We start from the raw sequence: 15,754 nt of genomic DNA on the forward strand, positions 1-15,754 counted from the left end.
GTTCTCGCCCCCTTCGCGAAGGAGCCCCTTTCTTGTCTGCCAGACCGACGTCCACCGACGCCACGATGAGGTGCGGTCGATGAACGCCGCTCTCGGCCTGCTGGCCGTCCTCGTCCTGACCGCCGGCACGGGCTACTTCGTCGCTCAGGAGTTCGCCTACGTCGCCGCCGACCGGCTTGCGCTGGCCCGCGACGCCGAGGCGGGCGACAAGCGGGCGGCGCGTGCGCTGACGGTCCTCGAACGGCTCTCCTTCATGCTGTCCGGGGCACAGCTCGGCATCACCGTGACCGGACTGGTCGTCGGTTTCCTGGCCGAGCCGTCCGTCTCGGCGCTGATCAGACCGGCCCTGGAGGGCATGGGGCTGCCCGACGGCGCGGTCTCCGCGATCTCCGTCGTCCTCGCGTTCGTGGTGGCGACGGTCCTGCAGATGGTGCTCGGCGAACTGGCCCCGAAGAACCTGGCCCTCGCCGTTCCCGAACGGCTCGCCAAGTCCCTCGCCTCCTCCACCCTCGTCTATCTGAAGATCGTCGGACCGGTCGTACACGTCTTCGACGGCGCTGCCGACAAGCTGCTGCGCAAGGCCGGCATCGAGCCGGTCGAGGAGCTGCACCACGGGGCCACCCTCGAGGAGCTCAGTCACCTGATCGGGGAGTCCCACGAGCAGGGCGAGCTGCCGCCTGACACCGCCGAGCTGCTCGACCACGCCCTGGAGTTCTCCGAGCGGACCATGGACGAGGTGATGGTGCCCCGCGTGGACGCCGTGTTCGTACGCAAGGACGCCACCCTCACCGAGGCCGTGGAGCTCATCGCGCGGTACGGACACTCCAACTACCCCGTTCTCGGCGACCACCCGGACGATGTCGCCGGGGTTCTCGGCGTGAGCGAGCTGACGCGCCTGCCGGCCGCGGACTTCGACACGACCACCGCGGGCGAGGCCGCCCGCCGCACCCTCCTGCTCCCCGACACGCTGCCGCTGCCCCAGGCGGTGGCGCAGATGCGGGAGCGCGACGACGAGTTCGCCGTGGTCCTGGACGAGCACGGCGGCGTCGCCGGCATCGTCACGTACGAGGACATCGCCGAGGAGCTGGTCGGCGACATCGCGGACGAGACCGACACCGTCGTCGACCTGGCCGTCCCCGACGGGGCCGGCTGGCGCGTCGACGCGGGCCGCCGCCTCGACGAGATCGAGGAGGCGACCGGAATCGACCTGCCGGAGGAGGACGACTATGACACCGTCGCGGGCCTGATCATCGACCGCCTCGGCCGTTTCCCGACGATCGGTGACCGGCTCACGGTGAACGACGTCCGGATCGAGGTCCTCAGCCTGGACCGTCACGTCCCCGAACGCGTACGCATCGAGAAGACCGTCGCCGAGCGGTCCGAGGAGGCCCAGGCATGAGTTTCCCCATGGCCATCTTCGTCACGATCCTGCTGCTGGTCGGCAGCGGATTCTTCGTCGCCGCCGAGTTCGCGCTCGTCGCCGCCAAGCGGCACCGCATCGAGAAGGCCGCCGCGGAGGGGCAGCGCGGAGCCAGGGCCGCGCTCGCCGGTATGCGCGAGCTCTCCCTGATGCTCGCCGGCGCCCAGCTCGGCATCACCATCTGCACCCTGGGCCTCGGCTCCATCTCCAAGCCCGCCATCTCCCACGAACTCGACCCGCTCCTCGTCAGGCTCGGCCTGCCGACAGGGCTGAGCTACGGCATCGCGTTCGCCGTCGCCATGACCATCGTGGTGTTCCTGCACATGGTGGTCGGCGAGATGGCCCCCAAGTCCTGGGCCATCGCCCACCCCGAGCGCTCGGCGATGCTCCTCACCCCGGCCTTCCGCGCCGTCGTCAAGACGGTCAGGCCGCTGATCTGGGTGCTCAACAAGGTCAGCAACGCGCTGGTACGGATGTGCCGCGTCCAGCCCCGCGACGAACTGGCCGCCGTCCACAACCGCGAACAGCTCACCCACCTGGTGGAGGAGTCCGAGCGGCTCGGCCTGATCAACAAGACCGACTCGCAGCTCATCACCCGCTCCCTCACCGAGCCCCACACCCCGGTGGCCGAACTCCAGACCCCGGCCGCCGCCATCGTCACCGTCCCCGCCTCCGCCGGCCTCGACGCGATCCTCGCCCGCGCCGCCGAAGCCGACCGCTCCCGCCTCCTCGTCCACGACGGCGAGCGCGTGCTCGGCTCGGTCCACGCCCGCGACGCCCTGGTCGCCCGCACCCGCGGCCGAGACCTGACCGCCCGGGACCTCGCCCGCCCCGTACCGGAACTGGCGGCCGCGGACACCGTCTCCCACGCCGTCGAACAACTGCGGCAGCGCCGCTCCTCCCTCGCCGTCGTACGCGACGAACACGGCGCGCTCACCGGCCTCGTCAGCCTCGACGACCTGCTGGTACGGCTCATGGGACCGCACATGGTCTGATCGACGCCGACGACGTCCGATGCCGATGACGTCCGATGCCTACGACGTCCGATGCCTACGACGTCCGATGTCACGCCCGGCTGTCAGTGCCGGGTGGAAGACTGCCCGGCATGATCGAACCGAACCCGAAAGCGGACCTGCTGCGGTACCTGCGAGAGGCGCGTGACGCCCTGGTGTGGAAGCTCGACGGGCTCTCGGAGTACGACACACGCCGTCCGCTGACCCCCACGGGCACGAACCTCCTGGGTCTGGTCAAGCATGCCGCCGGCGTGGAGCTGGGGTACTTCGGCGACACGTTCGGGCGGCCGTTCTTCGGCGAGGAGCGGCCGCCCTGGTGGTACACCGAGGAACCGGAGGACAACGCGGACATGTGGGCCACCGCGCACGAGTCACGGGAGCAGATCGTCGGGCTTTACCGCCAGGCGTGGGAGCACTCCGACAGCACGATCGCGGCGCTGCCGCTCGACGCGATCGGCCACGTCCCGTGGTGGCCCGAAGAACGGCGGGAGGTGACGCTGCATCACCTCCTCGTGCGGGTCATATCCGATACCCAGCGGCACGCCGGCCACGCCGACATCGTGCGCGAGCTCATCGACGGCTCCGCCGGAAGTCTGCCGGGCAAGGACTCCATGCCGCCGGGGGACCAGGCATGGTGGCAGGGCCACCGGAGCCGACTGGAGCGCGTGGCGCGGGAAGCCGGCGGCTGACCTGTCCTCGGCCGGCGCCGCCGCGTCGCCCGCCCCATGCTGTGCATGTAGGACGGGCGACGGGCGACGGGCGACGCGAGAGGGAGCCATCGACCATCGGCGTCTACCAGGGCAGGTCGCGGACCTGTTGGACGCAGAGCACGAGGAACAGCAGGCCGGCCGCCCCCAGCATGCCGTTGCTCAGCAGGCCGTTGCGCCACTCGGACGGGGTGCGGGCGGAGTTGAGCAGCCACAGCAGGGTGAGGGCCAGGAACGGCATGAAGAGGGCGCCGATCACCCCGTACGCGACGATGAGGCCGAACGGCTGGTCGAGGAAGAGCAGGCTGATCGGCGGGAAGGTGAGCCAGAGCAGATAGGCCCGGAAGGGCACCGACTTGTCCGGGCGGGTGCCGGGGGCGATCAGGGACGGCCGGTACTTCGTCACAAAGTCGGCGAACATCAGGCTCACGCCGTGCCAGACGCCGATCAGCGAGGTGAAGGACGTGGCGAAGAAGCCGATCAGGAAGAGCTTGGCGGTCGCCGACCCGTAGCGCTCCTCCAGGACGGCGCTCAGGTCGAGCAGACCCCTGTCGCCCTTCGCCAGAGCCACCCCGGACGAGTGGAGCAGCTCCGCCCCGACGAAGAGCATGGCCACCACGAAGATCCCGGTCGTCACGTAGGCGACGCGGTTGTCGAGCCGCATCACCTTCATCCAGCTCGTGTCGGTCCAGCCCTTGGCGTTGACCCAGTAGCCGTACGCGGCGAGGGTGATCGTGCCGCCCACGCCGCCGATCAGGCCGAGTGTGTAGAACAGCGACCCGTCCGGAAGGACGGGCGCGAGGCCGGCGAAGGCGCTGTCGAGACGGGGCGTGACCCTGATCGCGAGGTAGACGGTGACCAGGAACATCACGCCGACCAGGACCGTCATGACCTTCTCGAAGACGGCGTACCGGTTGAACCAGACGAAGACCAGCCCCACCAGGCCGCACAGTACGGCCCAGAGCTTGAAATCCATCACGTCGGGGAAGAGCGCGGCCAGCGGAAGGGCGCTGGAGGACATCGCCGCGGCGCCGTAGACGAAGCCCCAGATGACGACGTACCCGGCGAAGTAGACGGTGGTCCAGGAGCCGAGGCTGCGCCAGCCGTCGAAGAGCGTACGGCCGGTCGCGAGGTGCCAGCGGCCCGCCGCCTCGGCCAGCGAGATCTTGACCAGACAGCCGATCACCGCCGCCCAGAGCAGCGTGTAGCCGAACTTGCCGCCGGCGATGAGGGTGGCGACGAGGTCACCCGCACCGACGCCGGTCGCCGCCACGACGATGCCCGGACCGATGGATCGCCACGATGCCTTGCGCGGCGCCTCGTTCCCTCTGCCCGCCGTATCGGTCTGCTTGGTGTCCGCCATGCGTGGCCGCCCTCTCGTTCGCCCCGGAGATGATGATGACGGGGCCACCAAAACGGGTCGGCGGCGGTCGCGCAAGAGGTCCGCCCAGGACAGCGCGCCCCGCACGCTCCGGAACGTACCGACGCGGGGCTTGCGGTCCATACGGACAGTCACCTCCCACGCGCCGCCGGAGCCCGGTCCGAGACGAACCCCCAGGCCACGCCACGGTCGTGAGCGGCGCGCGCGGGCACCTGCCGGGGCGCACCCGAGGCCGCGCCCGGCCCCCGGTCCGGAAGCGGCGACGTGGCGGCCCGGCGGATTCCGGTCAGCGGCGATTTCCTCGCGCCGTGGGGGCGTGCACCCGCCTCCGCCCCCTTCCGTTCCGCCGCCCTCCCGCACACCGGCGACTTTCGGCCGAGCGTTCTCGGCCTGGTGTGCGAGGGCTGATACCAGAGTGGGACGCTGTACGGGTAAGTTTGCCAACTGCGCACCGCACATGAACGGTTGACGACTACAGTGTGTGGTTGGTGATCATCGGTAGGCTCATCACACCCACGTAGCACAGACCCGTCAGAACACATCGCAGTACGCCGATTCCTGGGCACGTACCAAGGACACTCATGTCTCAACTTCGCGCACCCGCCCCGCGGTCCGAACGCCGCGAGGGCGGGCGGCACGGCCGGACAGGCGCCCGCCCCGCTCCCCCCGCGGGCGCCCCCAACCCGGCGCAGCGCTCCGCGCCGCTGTCGATGGAAGCCCGCATACGCCCCCAACTCCTGCGCACCTCCGTACTCCCGGCCGTGGCGGTGGCCCTCGGCGGCGCCGCCGCCGTGCTCTTCACCATCCGCTCCACCGGCGCCAGTCCGACCCCCGGACTCTGGGCCGCGCTGACGGGCGCCGCCGCCCTCACGATCGCCTCCGTCACCGCGGCGGCGCTCGGGGCCGACCGGGCCGCCAAAGCCGTCATGGACCGCTGCAACGCCCTGCGCCGCACCAGCGCCCGCGGGCAGAGCGAACTGCGTACGATCGTCGAACAGCTGCGCCGCGGCGACGGGCCGCCCACCCGCCCCGCCACTCCGCCCGCCGCCGCCTCCGGCGACGAGTTCGACCTGCTGGCCCAGGAGCTGAACCGTTCCCACGAGGCCGCCGTGGCCGCCGTGGTCCAGGCGTCCCGGCTCTCCAGCAGCGTCGGCAACGAACAGAAGGTCGAGGTCTTCGTCAACCTCGCCCGCAGGCTCCAGTCCCTCGTCCACCGCGAGATCCAGCTCCTGGACGAGCTGGAGAACGAGGTCGAGGACCCGGAGCTGCTCAAGGGCCTGTTCCACGTCGACCACCTGGCCACCCGCATCCGGCGCCACGCCGAGAACCTCGCGGTGCTCGGCGGCGCCATCTCCCGGCGGCAGTGGTCGAACCCGGTCACCATGACCGAGGTGCTGCGCTCCTCCATCGCGGAGGTCGAGCAGTACCCGCGCGTCAAGCTCGTCCCGCCGATCGACGGCACGCTGCGGGGCCACGCCGTGGCCGACGTCATCCACCTCCTCGCCGAACTCGTCGAGAACGCGACGCTGTTCTCCGCTCCGCACACCACGGTCCTGCTGCGGGCCCAGTACGTCACCGCCGGCCTCGCCATCGAGGTCGAGGACCGCGGACTGGGCATGCCGCTCACCGAGCAGAACAAGATGAACGCCCTGCTCTCCGACCCCGACCAGGTCAATGTGGCCCACCTGCTCCAGGACGGCCGCATCGGGCTCTTCGTCGTCTCGGCGCTCGCGCGGCGCCACGGCATCGCCGTACGCCTCCAGTCGAACATCTACGGCGGTGTCCAGGCCGTACTCGTGCTGCCGAAGGGGCTCCTCGGCGCCGACCCCGAGGGACTCGCGCAGAACGACCGCCAGGCCACGGGCGCCGCCGCCCAGGCCCAGGCCGCCGCCCAGAGCCAGCCCCCGGCCGTCGGCCCGGCCCAGCCGGCCGCAGCCCCGCCGCACACGGCGCCGGCGGTGACCGGCACACCCGCACCCGTACCCGTGGGGGGGCCCGTGCCCACCCCCGTACGGGAACCGCTGGCCGCACCCGTACGGGACCGGCAGGACGTGCCCGAGCCCGAACCCTCGCAGCGCGCGCGGTCGTACACCACCGCGGCGTCCGCGGTGCCGCTCCAGCCGTCGCACACCGGCGACCCCTACCCGGCCGCCGACCGTCCCCGCACCGGGGGCGCCCCGCTGCCCCCTCAGGCACCTCCCGGCCCGCCGGCACCCCCGGCCCCGCGGGCGGAGACGCCGACCCGCCCCCTCCTCCCAAAGCGGCGTGCCCAGGAGCACCTCGTCCCGCAGCTGCGCGACGAGCCCGCGGCCCGCAAGCCCGAGGAGCACACTCTGCACGACCCGGGTCTGATGGCCGCGTTCCAGCGCGGCATCGGACTCGCCGAATCCCAGCCCTCCCCCCAAGAACCGCTGCGTCCCGGTGACGCGCACAAGGAGTAGATGCACCATGGCGAGCAATGCGCCGAACGGCCATTCCTCGGATCTCGACTGGCTGCTGAGCGGTCTGGTCCAGCGGGTCCCGTACACCCGCAACGCTGTACTGCTCTCCTCCGACGGCCTGGTGAAATCGGTCCACGGCCTCGACACCGACGCCGCCGACCACATGGCCGCGCTGGCCTCCGGACTGTACTCGCTCGGCCGCAGCGCCGGCGCCCGCTTCGGCGACGGCGGCGAGGTACGGCAGGTGGTCGTCGAACTCGACTCCACCCTGCTGTTCGTGTCCACCGCCGGCTCCGGCACGTGCCTGGCGGTGCTCGCCGGGCGCGAGGCGGACGCCGCCGTCCTCGGCTACGAGATGGCGATGCTGGTCAAGAGCGTACGGCCGTATCTCGTCACGCCCGCCAGGCAAGCGGCGGGCGCGGCGGGCAGCACGGGGCAGTGAGCGTGACGTCCCCACAGGAGGGACCCTGGCTCGACGACGCGGCCGGCCGGCTGATCCGCCCGTACACCGTGAGCGGCGGGCGGACCCAGCCCACCACGGCGCTTGACCTCCTCTCCATGGTGATGGCGACGGGCTCCTCCCCGCAGCCGCACATGGGTCCCGAGCACAGCCTGGCCCTCGGGCTGTGCGACGGACCCACCTCGGTGGCGGAGATCGCGGCGCACTTACGGCTCCCGGCGGTCGTCACCAAGGTCCTGCTCTCCGATCTCGTGGACTGCGGGGCGCTCACCGCCCGCGCCCCGCGCTTCCACGCCAATCCAACCGACCGTTCCTTGCTGGAGGCAGTGCTCGATGGCCTACGACAACGGCTCTGAGCGCCACGAGAGTTTCGCGACCGACCCGTTCCCCACCGCTCTGAAGATCCTGGTGGCCGGCGGCTTCGGCGTGGGCAAGACGACCTTCGTGGGCGCGGTCAGCGAGATCGAACCGCTGAGCACCGAGGAGCTGCTGACCCAGGTCAGCGCGGCCACCGACAGCCTGGAGGGCGTGGAGTCCAAGACCACGACCACGGTCGCGATGGACTTCGGGCGCATCACCCTCGACGACCGCCATGTGCTGTACCTGTTCGGGACTCCGGGCCAGGAACGTTTCTGGTTCATGTGGGACGAGCTCTCCGAGGGCGCCCTCGGAGCGGTCGTCCTCGCCGACACCCGCCGCCTGCAGGACTGCTTCTCCGCGGTCGACTTCTTCGAGCGGCGGGGCATCGGATTCGTCGTGGCCGTCAACGAGTTCGACGGCGCCTACCGCTACGAGCCGGACGAGGTGCGGGCAGCGCTCGACCTCAAGCCCGAGGTTCCGGTCGTGATGTGCGACGCCCGGATCTCCAGCGCCGGAATCCGCACGCTGCTCACCCTCGTCCAGCATCTGCTCACCACCATCCCGGCCGCCGTGCCGAGCTACGGAGCACCGACATGACCTACGACCCGACCGGTCATCTGCTGCTGACCCCCATCGACCGGGAGGCGCCGACCCGAGTGCGGCGGCTGCGCGAACTGGGGCTGGGGGAGCGGCCGGAACCGGCCTTCGACGAGTTCGCCCACCGCCTCGCGGAGGTGACCGGTGCCCCGTACTCGATGGTCAACTTCATCGACGAGAACCGGCAGTTCTTCGCCGGCCTGCACACGCCGGCCGGTACCCACTCCGGCAGTGACCTGGGCGCGGCGGCGGCCGGCGGCAACGTCGGCCGGTTCATGGCCCGCGACCACGGTTACTGCCCCCACGTGGTCGTGCGCCGCAAGGCCCTGGTTCTGGAGGACGTCTGCGACTACCCGCGCTTCGCGGGGAACCCGGTGGTGGACGAGATCGGCATCCGCTCCTACATGGGAGCGCCGCTGATCGACCGTACGGGCGTGGCGCTGGGCACGATCTGCGTGGTCGACACCGATGTACGGCCGTGGGGCCGGGCCGGTCTGGAGACCATCAAGACCCTGGCGGCGGAGCTGGTGGAGCAGATCCACCGCCGCGAGGAGGGCCTGATCTGATCTTTGGCACGGCGGCGCCCCGGGACGGCCTGAGGCCGAGCCGGGGCGTTCCCGTGTCCGCACCTGGTGACGCGGCCTGGTTCTCAGGCGTGTACGGGCTCCAGCTTGACCAGCTCGGACAGCTTCTCGGACCAGCTCCCCTTGGCCGTGCCGAGGGCGACCTCGGCGAGACGGAGCAACTGGATGTCCGAGGTGCCGGCGGGGGCGAAGATGTGGTGCGCGTCGCGCAGATAGCGCTCGATGGGGCGGTCCGTGAAGAGCCCCGCGGCGGCGTGGATCTCCATCGCGTTGCGGGCGGAGTCGAGCGCGGACTCGACGTTGAACAGCTTGGCGTTCATCAGCTCGGCGTCGCAGGACAGACCGCGGTCGAGCAGATGCACCGCGTGGTACGCGGTGAGCCGGGCGGTCATCAGCCGGGACTGCATCTGGCCGAGTTTGAGCTTGACGGAGGGGAGTTCGTGGAGCGGCTTGCCGTAACGGTGGCGTTCGGCCGAGAAGCGGGTGGTCTCCTCCAGGATCGCCTGGTGGATGCCGAGCGAGACGGCGGTGAGGTTGGCCCGGCCGTAGAGGACGCTGGAGGAGTACGCCACGGAGAGCCCGTCGCCCTCGTCGCCGAGGCGGTTGGAGGCCGGGACCCGGCAGTTCTCGAAGATGAGCTCGCCGAAGCTGAAGCCGTGCAGACCCATGGCGGGCTGCTGGGGGCCGGTCCGGAAACCGGGGCGGTCGGATTCGACCAGGAACGCCGTGAGGCCCTTGGAGCCGGGACCGGTCCTGACCACCACCCCGTGCAGGTCGCCCACGTGGCTGTTGCCGACGAACACCTTGCTGCCGTTGAGGATGTAGTCGTCCCCGTCGCGGACGGCGCTCGCGGTCATGCCCAGGACGTGCCCCCCGGACTCCGGCTCGGTGACCGCGATCGTGGGCAGGCACTCGCCGGCCGCGATGGCCGGGAGCCAGGTCTTGCGCTGCTCGTCGCTGCCGAAGTGCACGATCTTGGCGGTGCCGAGCTGCGAGGCCTGGACCATGGCGCCCATCGCGCCACTGACCCGGGAGAGCTCCTCGATGATGATCGTCTTGGCGAGATGTCCCGCCCCCATGCCTCCGTACTCCTGGCTGATTGTCGCTCCCAGCCATCCCTGTTCGGCGATCAGCCGCGACAGTTCATGGTGTACGGATCGAGACGCCTCCATGGCGGGTATCCGTGGCCGAACCTCACTCTCCGCGAAGGCTCGGACCGTCTCCCTGAGCTGATGATGGAGCCGGCTGCTGAAGTAGCTGTCCATACGAGTCCTCCCCTGCGAAACGCCTGCTCGTTCGGTTGTTCGAGCAGGTGGTGCATCGGCAGTGGTCCCGTCCCGAACAGGCCGACCACTTCATGGTGTTGATCTTTCGGGAGTGGAGCAATATCGCCACGGAGTTTGTCTGAAAACGGAGTGGTTGACGTTTGAATCTGACTGTGTTTCGCGTGGTCTTGGCCTGCTCGGTCCGGCCACCACGTCATTCCCACGCGGCGTCTTTCTGCCACATGCCAACGGCAACCTGTTCCAGGGCATATGGCCACGAGCGTCTTCTGGTCACCTCATACGCCTCTTCTTCACCACAGGGGTGCCGTTCCGGAACCGTCCCCGATTCCGGACGGACGAGGATCCACGGGCTTTTCCGGCGCCGGGAGCTTGGGGTGCCGGCTTGGAACGCGGCGTACGGGGGTGACGGGCGGCGCCGGGGCGCGTCACGTAGCGTGACCGGCGCGTGCTCCGGCGCGTACGCCGTTTTCCGCGCCGGGCGCCCGGGCGCCCGGTCGGGGGGGCTTGCCCCAGGCGGGCCACCTGTGTCCGAGCCGGGGGCTGCCCGGGGCCCCGCGCAGGCGTCGTTTGCTCAAGGGGCGAGGAACCTCGTGATCCGCTCCCGCAGGCCGGCCGGGTCGAGGCCGTGCGCGGCCAGGTGCTCGTCGATGGTTCCGTACCGGCGCAGCTCGCGGCGCGAGACGCCCAGGCCCAGGACGCGGTGGGGAACCTCGGCGAGGGCGTCGTTGGCGGCGGCCGTCGAGGTGCCGGCGAGGTAGGGCTCCACCAGGACGACGTCCGCGCGAGCCGCCGCGGTGGCCCGGCGCAGGGCCGCGGCGTCGAAGGGGCGGACCGTGGAGGCGTAAAGGACGGTCACGTCGAGGTCCTCGGTGGCGGCCAGCACGTGGTCCAGCATGGGGCCGACGGCGACGACCACTCCGGCACGGCCGTCGCGGAGCGGGGTGAAGCCCGTGGAGGCGGGGCGGGGGGAGGCGTTGGACTGGAGGGAGAGCCGGATGTAGACGAGATCGTCCCCGGTGGCGGCCGCGCGCAGCAGGGCCTCGGCCTCGTCCGGATGGCCCGGGACGTGCACCGTCCAGCCGTCCAGGGTGTCGAGCAGGGCCACGTCCCCGGGCGACATATGGGTGAAGCCGCCGGCCGGCCAGTCGTAGGAGGCGCCGGCGCTGACGAACACCCCGCCGACGCCCTGGTGCCCGAAGTCCAGCTTGAGCTGTTCGAAGGGCCGCTCCACCAGGAAACTCGCGAACGTGTGCATCACCGGCCGCATCCCGGTCAAGGCCAGCCCGCCGCCCGCGCCGATGAGGAGCTGCTCCCGGATGCCGACGTTGATCACCCGGTCGGGGTGGCGGCGCTCGGCCTCGCTGAACCCGTCCCTGCTGATCTCCGCGAGGACGAGTGCGAGGCGGGGGTCGTCGTCGAGAAGGCGGCTGGTGGTCGAGATGAAGCGGTCGCGCATGGTGTCCATGGAACGGCTCTCCTGAGGGGTGTGGATCTGTCGTGGGCCGGCCGACGACCGGCCGGCCGGCGGTCGGGAGTGGTCAGAGGGTCCGTCGGGCCTGGTCAGGGGGTTTTGGGCTCGACGCGGGCGACGACCGCGCGGGGCCGCCCCGGGTGCGGCGCGGTGAAGGCGGCGTACAGCGCGTCGTGATCGCGTCCGTCGACGGTCCGGGCGGACCACCCCGCCGCCTCGAAGCGGGAGGCGATCCCGCCGGGCCAGCCGTAGGTGGCGGAGCCGTTGTCGATCACCAGCGTGTGCAACTGCTCCAGGCCGGCGGGCCCGGCGTAGGCGATGGCCTCGTGATTGCTGCCCTCGTCCAGCTCGGCGTCCCCGATCAGCACCCAGACCCGCGGCTCGGTCAGCCCCTGCGCCCGCAGCCCGAGCACACTGCCCACGGCCAGCGGGAGCCCGTGCCCCAGCGACCCGCTCCCGATCTCGGCCCCCGGCACGAGCGTCCGGTCCGGGTGGTGCCCGAGCGGGGAGTCGTACGAGCCGAAGCCGGGGAGCAGCTCCTCGGGGAAGAACCCCTTGGCGGCGAGGACGGCGTAGTACGCCATCGGTCCGTGCCCCTTGGACAACAGGAACCGGTCCCGCCCGGCCGCGTCGACGGTCTCGGGTGACACCCGGAGCACCCGGTCGTAGAGCACCCAGAGGGCGTCGAGCGTGGAGGTGGCGGCGGGGGAGTGCTTCTCGTCGCCGACCATGAGCCCCATGAGGCGCGTGAGCCGATCGAGGTGGGCGCGGTGATCGCGGTGATCGCGGTGATCGCGAGGGGTGAGCGTGTCTGTCGTGTTCGTCATGGCCCCCAGCGTTCAACCTCAAGCGAACTTGAGGTCAAGCCGGTAAAGGGGTTCGTGACCACCGGGCGAAGTGCGGTATTGTTCTCATGCGCGTTCGGCCAGGGGAAACCCCAGGTCAGACGGGCACCGGGACGTGGCGCAGCTTGGTAGCGCACTTGACTGGGGGTCAAGGGGTCGCAGGTTCAAATCCTGTCGTCCCGACTTGCTTTTACGCAGGTCAGAGGCCGTATCGGAAGCATCCGATACGGCCTCAAGATCGTTTTTGGGGACCAGTTGGGGACCACGGCGGTCGCTGGGGTCAGACGGCGGTAACTGCCGTGACAGGCGGCGAACGAGGTGCACGGAGCACCATGAGGTGCGCGGAGAGGGCTGCACCGGCTGCGGTGATCTGGCTGGCGTCGGGGTGCAGGTAGCGCTGGGTGGTGGTCAATGAGCCGTGCCCGGCGATCTTGCGCAGGACGTGAAGGGGGACCCCGGCGTCCGCGAACCACGTCAGCCCGGTGTGGCGCAGGTCGTGTCGTCGAAGGTGCTCGAAGCCGAGCTGGGTCACGACGTCGTCCCAGTGCGTGGCGTCACGCAGGACGGCCGTGGAGATGCGTCCACCGCGCGACCGAAGAAGACGCGGGCGTCCGGGCTGTCACCGGCCGCGAGCAGGCGCTGGGCGACCATCGACCGGAGATGTTTGACGTCCTGCACACGGAGATGCGCGAGCCCGCCGACGCCCGGGACCGCTAACAGGTGCCAGCGGCGCGTGGTGGCCGCGCTACCGTTCCGCAGGAACGCTGCGTAGAGCAAGGGGGAGACCGCTCATGGCCGATCTCGACACGTTCATATCCCAGGACTTCGGTTCGGTGGCGTCGGCTGTGGTCGCCTTGCTCGCCATCCCGGGAGTCATCATCGCGGGATACATCCAGGGCAGCAAGGCGCTCACGGGCGCTCAGGCTCAGGCTCAGAAGGCACTCGAAGCCGCGCAAGCGCAGGCCGCCGCGACCTTGGAGACAGGGAGGCTTCAAGCGCAGGCGGCCGTCGCTAGCGCCAGGGAGCTGTCCCGGGAGACACACGCCCAGTGGCAGCGGGATCGGTGTCAGGAGGTCTGGGCGGAGTACGTCAAAGAACTGGACTTGCTGTTGCCGAAGACGGAAGCCGACGACCGGGAAGCTCGGTCCGAGGACTTGTTGAAGGCGTACGCCATGGTGGAGCTGATGAGCCCGCCCGATGTCTTGTCCAAGGCGCACGAGGCGCACGAGGGGGCGCTTGACTTTGCGGCGGCGCTGTACATGGAGCACCTGGAACGCGAGAACTACCTCCGTTTGGCGCGGGCGAGGCGGCGACTGGAGGACGCTGTCGCGGCAGCGTCACGGCTGTCCCGAGCCCCAGGCGATAGCTTCGTCGAGCAAGTGCCGATCTCCGCCGACGAGTGCGACTACGTCGGACCGGAATCCCCGGCCGAGTGGGAGGAGATGGCGGCGCGGTTCGAGCGAGGCGAGACCGCCCGTACAGCCCTTGAGGCGCTCGATGAAGCGGAGGCGGCGCTCGGAGACGAAGCGGCGGAGAACCGCATTCGTGTGGCCCTCATTGCCGCTGGTGTGAGCGAATCGGAAGCCGCTTCGTTGGCCCGCACGGCCTGCTTGGACCGCGAAGCGCAGGGTGAGGCGCTGGCACAGAAGCGCGTGGCGCTGAGCGGTCTTCGGGAGGCCTTCGTGGTTGAGGCGCGCAAGGAGCTGGACGGGCTCGGGCGTTGACGAGGGTGGGCGACTATGCCCAGGTCTCCGGGCCGCCGCCCACTTGAACAGGCCCTCGTTGGCGAGATCGGCGCCCTCCCAGCCGGGTAGCCCGACGTGGCGTAGGAACTCGCGGAGGTCCTTCTCGCTGTACGCCATGCCGAGGATCGCGCCGTCCACGTAGACGCGCCGGCCACCGGTCTCGTTGAAGGAGTGAATCACGATCCGCGGGTCCACGGCTCCCAGCGTGACCGTCCTCATGAGTGAGTGCCCGGTGGGTGCGGCAACAGCGGGATGGCCGCTCACACGGCTCGTTACCCCGCTTCTTCTGCGCCAGCCTGAGCGTCCACCAGGGCGAGGTCTTCGTTGGCCAGGCGCTCCAGCAGCAGGCGGGCCAGCGCCCGTGCGACGTCACCGGTGTGGTTCAAGCCGTCCTGAGAGTCGAAGATGCCGGGGAAGACGACAGACCTGGAGAAGAAGTCACACAGGATCGCGTAGGTGTCATCCGGGTCTTGCGTCCTGTCGGCTGGGTACGGCTCCCCGGTTTCGGCTGCCCCCGCGGTGCGCGGATCGTGTGCGCGGTGAGCTACTTCGAGGATCGTGTCGAGGTACTCGGAGCGTTTCTGCTCGTTCAGCTCGTCGAGGGTCATGGGGAGGTTCTAGCGCCCCACGATGCCCCGGTGAGGCAGGCACCTTCTCGTGGGCGTGGCGTGGCCGCTTTGGAGTACCCCGGCATTTTCATGCCCGCCCAGAATCGTCGCCACAAGGACGACGCCCGCCAGAAGCATGGGCCGGAACCCGGCCGCGACGGCGAAGCAGAGGGCGGCCCGCGCACGCGAGCGCCGGGAAGCGGTGGCCGTCGAGGAGCAGGATTTCGGCGAGCGCCTCCGCGCGGCCGAGAAGCTCTTTCGGGAGACCGGCGAGTCGGGCTTGTACAGGCCCGAGGCGGCGCAGGAGCGGCTTCTGCAATCATCGACGGCCTGGAAGACGGCTTCATCGTCAAGATCAACTGACACGGGTGTGTGGCCGGCGCTCCCGGCGCCGGCCCCGCACGTCAGACCTTCGGCCAGAAGTCGATCAGATACTTCTCCACCCCGTACGCGACGCGCTCCGTCTGCGTCACACGGGCGACCTCCGCGCGGCCGGTACATCCGACACGGACCCGCCACCACCCTGGCCTGCCCAGCCGGATCAGGTGCTCCGACCGGCCCAGCGTCATCGTCCACACCGCGACGCCCCCGGTCGTGGTCTCGAAGTCGACCTCGCCGCGTTCGTCCCACCCCCCTCCGCAGCAGGCGGCTCACCATCCCACACCCGGACCTGCACGCTGGCCGTATGGGCGCGGCCGGCGCTGAACAGGTCGAAGCGCCGCTCGTGCTCCTGCAGGAACACGCCCCACTCGTAGCCGTCTCCGAACGGGACAGGAACCGCACTGTCGTCGGACTCCTGGAACCCGAAGCCCCGGAACGCCACCTCCCCGTCCAGA

The 15,754-nt window shown here is 70.4% G+C and carries 15 protein-coding genes, 1 tRNA gene and 1 pseudogene; 10 read left to right on the forward strand and 7 right to left on the reverse strand.

All coding sequences use genetic code 11. From position 1 onward, the window contains the following. The first annotated feature begins 79 nt into the window (after positions 1 to 79). The 3 genes from ACIRB4_RS16335 (at position 80) to ACIRB4_RS16345 (ending at position 3,122) form a co-directional block, all read left to right on the forward strand. Positions 80 to 1,399 (forward strand): hemolysin family protein, encoded by a 1,320-nt coding sequence (locus tag ACIRB4_RS16335; RefSeq protein WP_403291742.1) that lies wholly within the window; start codon positions 80 to 82, stop codon positions 1,397 to 1,399. Beyond that, positions 1,396 to 2,415: a hemolysin family protein gene (locus tag ACIRB4_RS16340; protein WP_403291744.1), complete on the forward strand. Its 1,020-nt coding sequence runs from the start codon at positions 1,396 to 1,398 to the stop codon at positions 2,413 to 2,415. The genes ACIRB4_RS16335 and ACIRB4_RS16340 overlap by 4 nt, the downstream gene beginning before the upstream one ends. Positions 2,416 to 2,525: 110 nt before the next feature. Continuing rightward, positions 2,526 to 3,122 (forward strand): DinB family protein, encoded by a 597-nt coding sequence (locus tag ACIRB4_RS16345; RefSeq protein ID WP_403291746.1) that lies wholly within the window; start codon positions 2,526 to 2,528, stop codon positions 3,120 to 3,122. Between the two features lie 103 nt (positions 3,123 to 3,225). Here ACIRB4_RS16345 and ACIRB4_RS16350 read toward each other — a convergent pair whose 3' ends face one another. Further along, positions 3,226 to 4,503: an Nramp family divalent metal transporter gene (locus ACIRB4_RS16350; RefSeq protein WP_403291748.1), complete on the reverse strand. Its 1,278-nt coding sequence runs from the start codon at positions 4,501 to 4,503 to the stop codon at positions 3,226 to 3,228. 599 nt (positions 4,504 to 5,102) lie between these two features. Here ACIRB4_RS16350 and ACIRB4_RS16355 point away from each other — a divergent pair. From ACIRB4_RS16355 to ACIRB4_RS16375, 5 genes are read left to right on the forward strand one after another with little or no spacing between them, the layout of a single operon-like run. Continuing rightward, positions 5,103 to 6,962 carry a sensor histidine kinase gene (locus ACIRB4_RS16355; protein WP_403291749.1) on the forward strand — a complete coding sequence of 620 codons (1,860 nt, stop codon included), beginning with the start codon at positions 5,103 to 5,105 and terminating at the stop codon, positions 6,960 to 6,962. Positions 6,963 to 6,969: 7 nt separating this feature from the next. After that, a complete protein-coding gene (locus tag ACIRB4_RS16360; protein WP_403291751.1) occupies positions 6,970 to 7,404 on the forward strand; it encodes a roadblock/LC7 domain-containing protein in 435 nt (144 codons plus the stop codon). A 2-nt stretch (positions 7,405 to 7,406) separates the two neighbouring features. Beyond that, positions 7,407 to 7,778, forward strand: a complete 372-nt coding sequence (locus ACIRB4_RS16365) for a DUF742 domain-containing protein (protein WP_355115101.1) — start codon at positions 7,407 to 7,409, stop codon at positions 7,776 to 7,778. Then, on the forward strand, positions 7,756 to 8,379 hold the full coding sequence (locus ACIRB4_RS16370) for a GTP-binding protein (protein ID WP_403291753.1): 624 nt from the start codon (positions 7,756 to 7,758) through the stop codon (positions 8,377 to 8,379). The genes ACIRB4_RS16365 and ACIRB4_RS16370 overlap by 23 nt, the downstream gene beginning before the upstream one ends. Then, positions 8,376 to 8,945 (forward strand): GAF domain-containing protein, encoded by a 570-nt coding sequence (locus ACIRB4_RS16375; RefSeq protein ID WP_403291755.1) that lies wholly within the window; start codon positions 8,376 to 8,378, stop codon positions 8,943 to 8,945. The genes ACIRB4_RS16370 and ACIRB4_RS16375 overlap by 4 nt, the downstream gene beginning before the upstream one ends. 83 nt (positions 8,946 to 9,028) lie before the next feature. Here the strand turns inward: ACIRB4_RS16375 and ACIRB4_RS16380 are convergent, their stop codons facing one another. The 3 genes from ACIRB4_RS16380 to ACIRB4_RS16390 form a co-directional block, all read right to left on the reverse strand. Then, complete coding sequence (locus ACIRB4_RS16380) at positions 9,029 to 10,228, reverse strand: acyl-CoA dehydrogenase family protein (protein ID WP_403291757.1); 1,200 nt, start codon at positions 10,226 to 10,228, stop codon at positions 9,029 to 9,031. A 592-nt stretch (positions 10,229 to 10,820) separates the two neighbouring features. After that, complete coding sequence (locus tag ACIRB4_RS16385) at positions 10,821 to 11,714, reverse strand: transketolase family protein (protein WP_403291759.1); 894 nt, start codon at positions 11,712 to 11,714, stop codon at positions 10,821 to 10,823. A gap of 95 nt (positions 11,715 to 11,809) precedes the next feature. After that, a complete protein-coding gene (locus ACIRB4_RS16390; protein ID WP_403291761.1) occupies positions 11,810 to 12,547 on the reverse strand; it encodes a transketolase in 738 nt (245 codons plus the stop codon). A gap of 127 nt (positions 12,548 to 12,674) precedes the next feature. On the opposite strand from ACIRB4_RS16390, the gene ACIRB4_RS16395 reads away from it, so the two are divergent. After that, positions 12,675 to 12,748 (forward strand) — tRNA-Pro (locus ACIRB4_RS16395). A gap of 97 nt (positions 12,749 to 12,845) precedes the next feature. Here the strand turns inward: ACIRB4_RS16395 and ACIRB4_RS16400 are convergent. Further along, positions 12,846 to 13,222: pseudogene (locus tag ACIRB4_RS16400) on the reverse strand (tyrosine-type recombinase/integrase); the annotation flags it as partial. Between the two features lie 134 nt (positions 13,223 to 13,356). On the opposite strand from ACIRB4_RS16400, the gene ACIRB4_RS16405 reads away from it, so the two are divergent. Continuing rightward, positions 13,357 to 14,289 carry a hypothetical protein gene (locus ACIRB4_RS16405; RefSeq protein WP_403291763.1) on the forward strand — a complete coding sequence of 311 codons (933 nt, stop codon included), beginning with the start codon at positions 13,357 to 13,359 and terminating at the stop codon, positions 14,287 to 14,289. A gap of 293 nt (positions 14,290 to 14,582) precedes the next feature. Here the strand turns inward: ACIRB4_RS16405 and ACIRB4_RS16410 are convergent, their stop codons facing one another. Both ACIRB4_RS16410 and ACIRB4_RS16415 read right to left on the reverse strand, forming a co-directional pair. Further along, on the reverse strand, positions 14,583 to 14,918 hold the full coding sequence (locus ACIRB4_RS16410; RefSeq protein WP_403291765.1) for a hypothetical protein: 336 nt from the start codon (positions 14,916 to 14,918) through the stop codon (positions 14,583 to 14,585). Between the two features lie 404 nt (positions 14,919 to 15,322). Next, entirely contained in the window at positions 15,323 to 15,487 is a 165-nt protein-coding gene (locus ACIRB4_RS16415) for a hypothetical protein (protein WP_403291766.1), read from the reverse strand. Between the last annotated feature and the right edge of the window lie 267 nt (positions 15,488 to 15,754).

This window comes from Streptomyces sp. NPDC093600, from assembly GCF_044764755.1.
Classification (GTDB): Bacteria; Actinomycetota; Actinomycetes; order Streptomycetales; family Streptomycetaceae; genus Streptomyces.

Coding starts and splice junctions, on each gene's coding strand:
- ACIRB4_RS16335 (WP_403291742.1), top strand. CDS start 80: ATGAACGCCGCTCTCGGCCTGCTGGCCGTCCTCGTCCTGACCGCCGGC.
- ACIRB4_RS16340 (WP_403291744.1), top strand. CDS start 1,396: ATGAGTTTCCCCATGGCCATCTTCGTCACGATCCTGCTGCTGGTCGGC.
- ACIRB4_RS16345 (WP_403291746.1), top strand. CDS start 2,526: ATGATCGAACCGAACCCGAAAGCGGACCTGCTGCGGTACCTGCGAGAG.
- ACIRB4_RS16350 (WP_403291748.1), bottom strand. CDS start 4,503: ATGGCGGACACCAAGCAGACCGATACGGCGGGCAGAGGGAACGAGGCG.
- ACIRB4_RS16355 (WP_403291749.1), top strand. CDS start 5,103: ATGTCTCAACTTCGCGCACCCGCCCCGCGGTCCGAACGCCGCGAGGGC.
- ACIRB4_RS16360 (WP_403291751.1), top strand. CDS start 6,970: ATGGCGAGCAATGCGCCGAACGGCCATTCCTCGGATCTCGACTGGCTG.
- ACIRB4_RS16370 (WP_403291753.1), top strand. CDS start 7,756: ATGGCCTACGACAACGGCTCTGAGCGCCACGAGAGTTTCGCGACCGAC.
- ACIRB4_RS16375 (WP_403291755.1), top strand. CDS start 8,376: ATGACCTACGACCCGACCGGTCATCTGCTGCTGACCCCCATCGACCGG.
- ACIRB4_RS16380 (WP_403291757.1), bottom strand. CDS start 10,228: ATGGACAGCTACTTCAGCAGCCGGCTCCATCATCAGCTCAGGGAGACG.
- ACIRB4_RS16385 (WP_403291759.1), bottom strand. CDS start 11,714: ATGGACACCATGCGCGACCGCTTCATCTCGACCACCAGCCGCCTTCTC.
- ACIRB4_RS16390 (WP_403291761.1), bottom strand. CDS start 12,547: ATGACGAACACGACAGACACGCTCACCCCTCGCGATCACCGCGATCAC.
- ACIRB4_RS16405 (WP_403291763.1), top strand. CDS start 13,357: ATGGCCGATCTCGACACGTTCATATCCCAGGACTTCGGTTCGGTGGCG.
- ACIRB4_RS16410 (WP_403291765.1), bottom strand. CDS start 14,918: ATGACCCTCGACGAGCTGAACGAGCAGAAACGCTCCGAGTACCTCGAC.
- ACIRB4_RS16415 (WP_403291766.1), bottom strand. CDS start 15,487: ATGACGCTGGGCCGGTCGGAGCACCTGATCCGGCTGGGCAGGCCAGGG.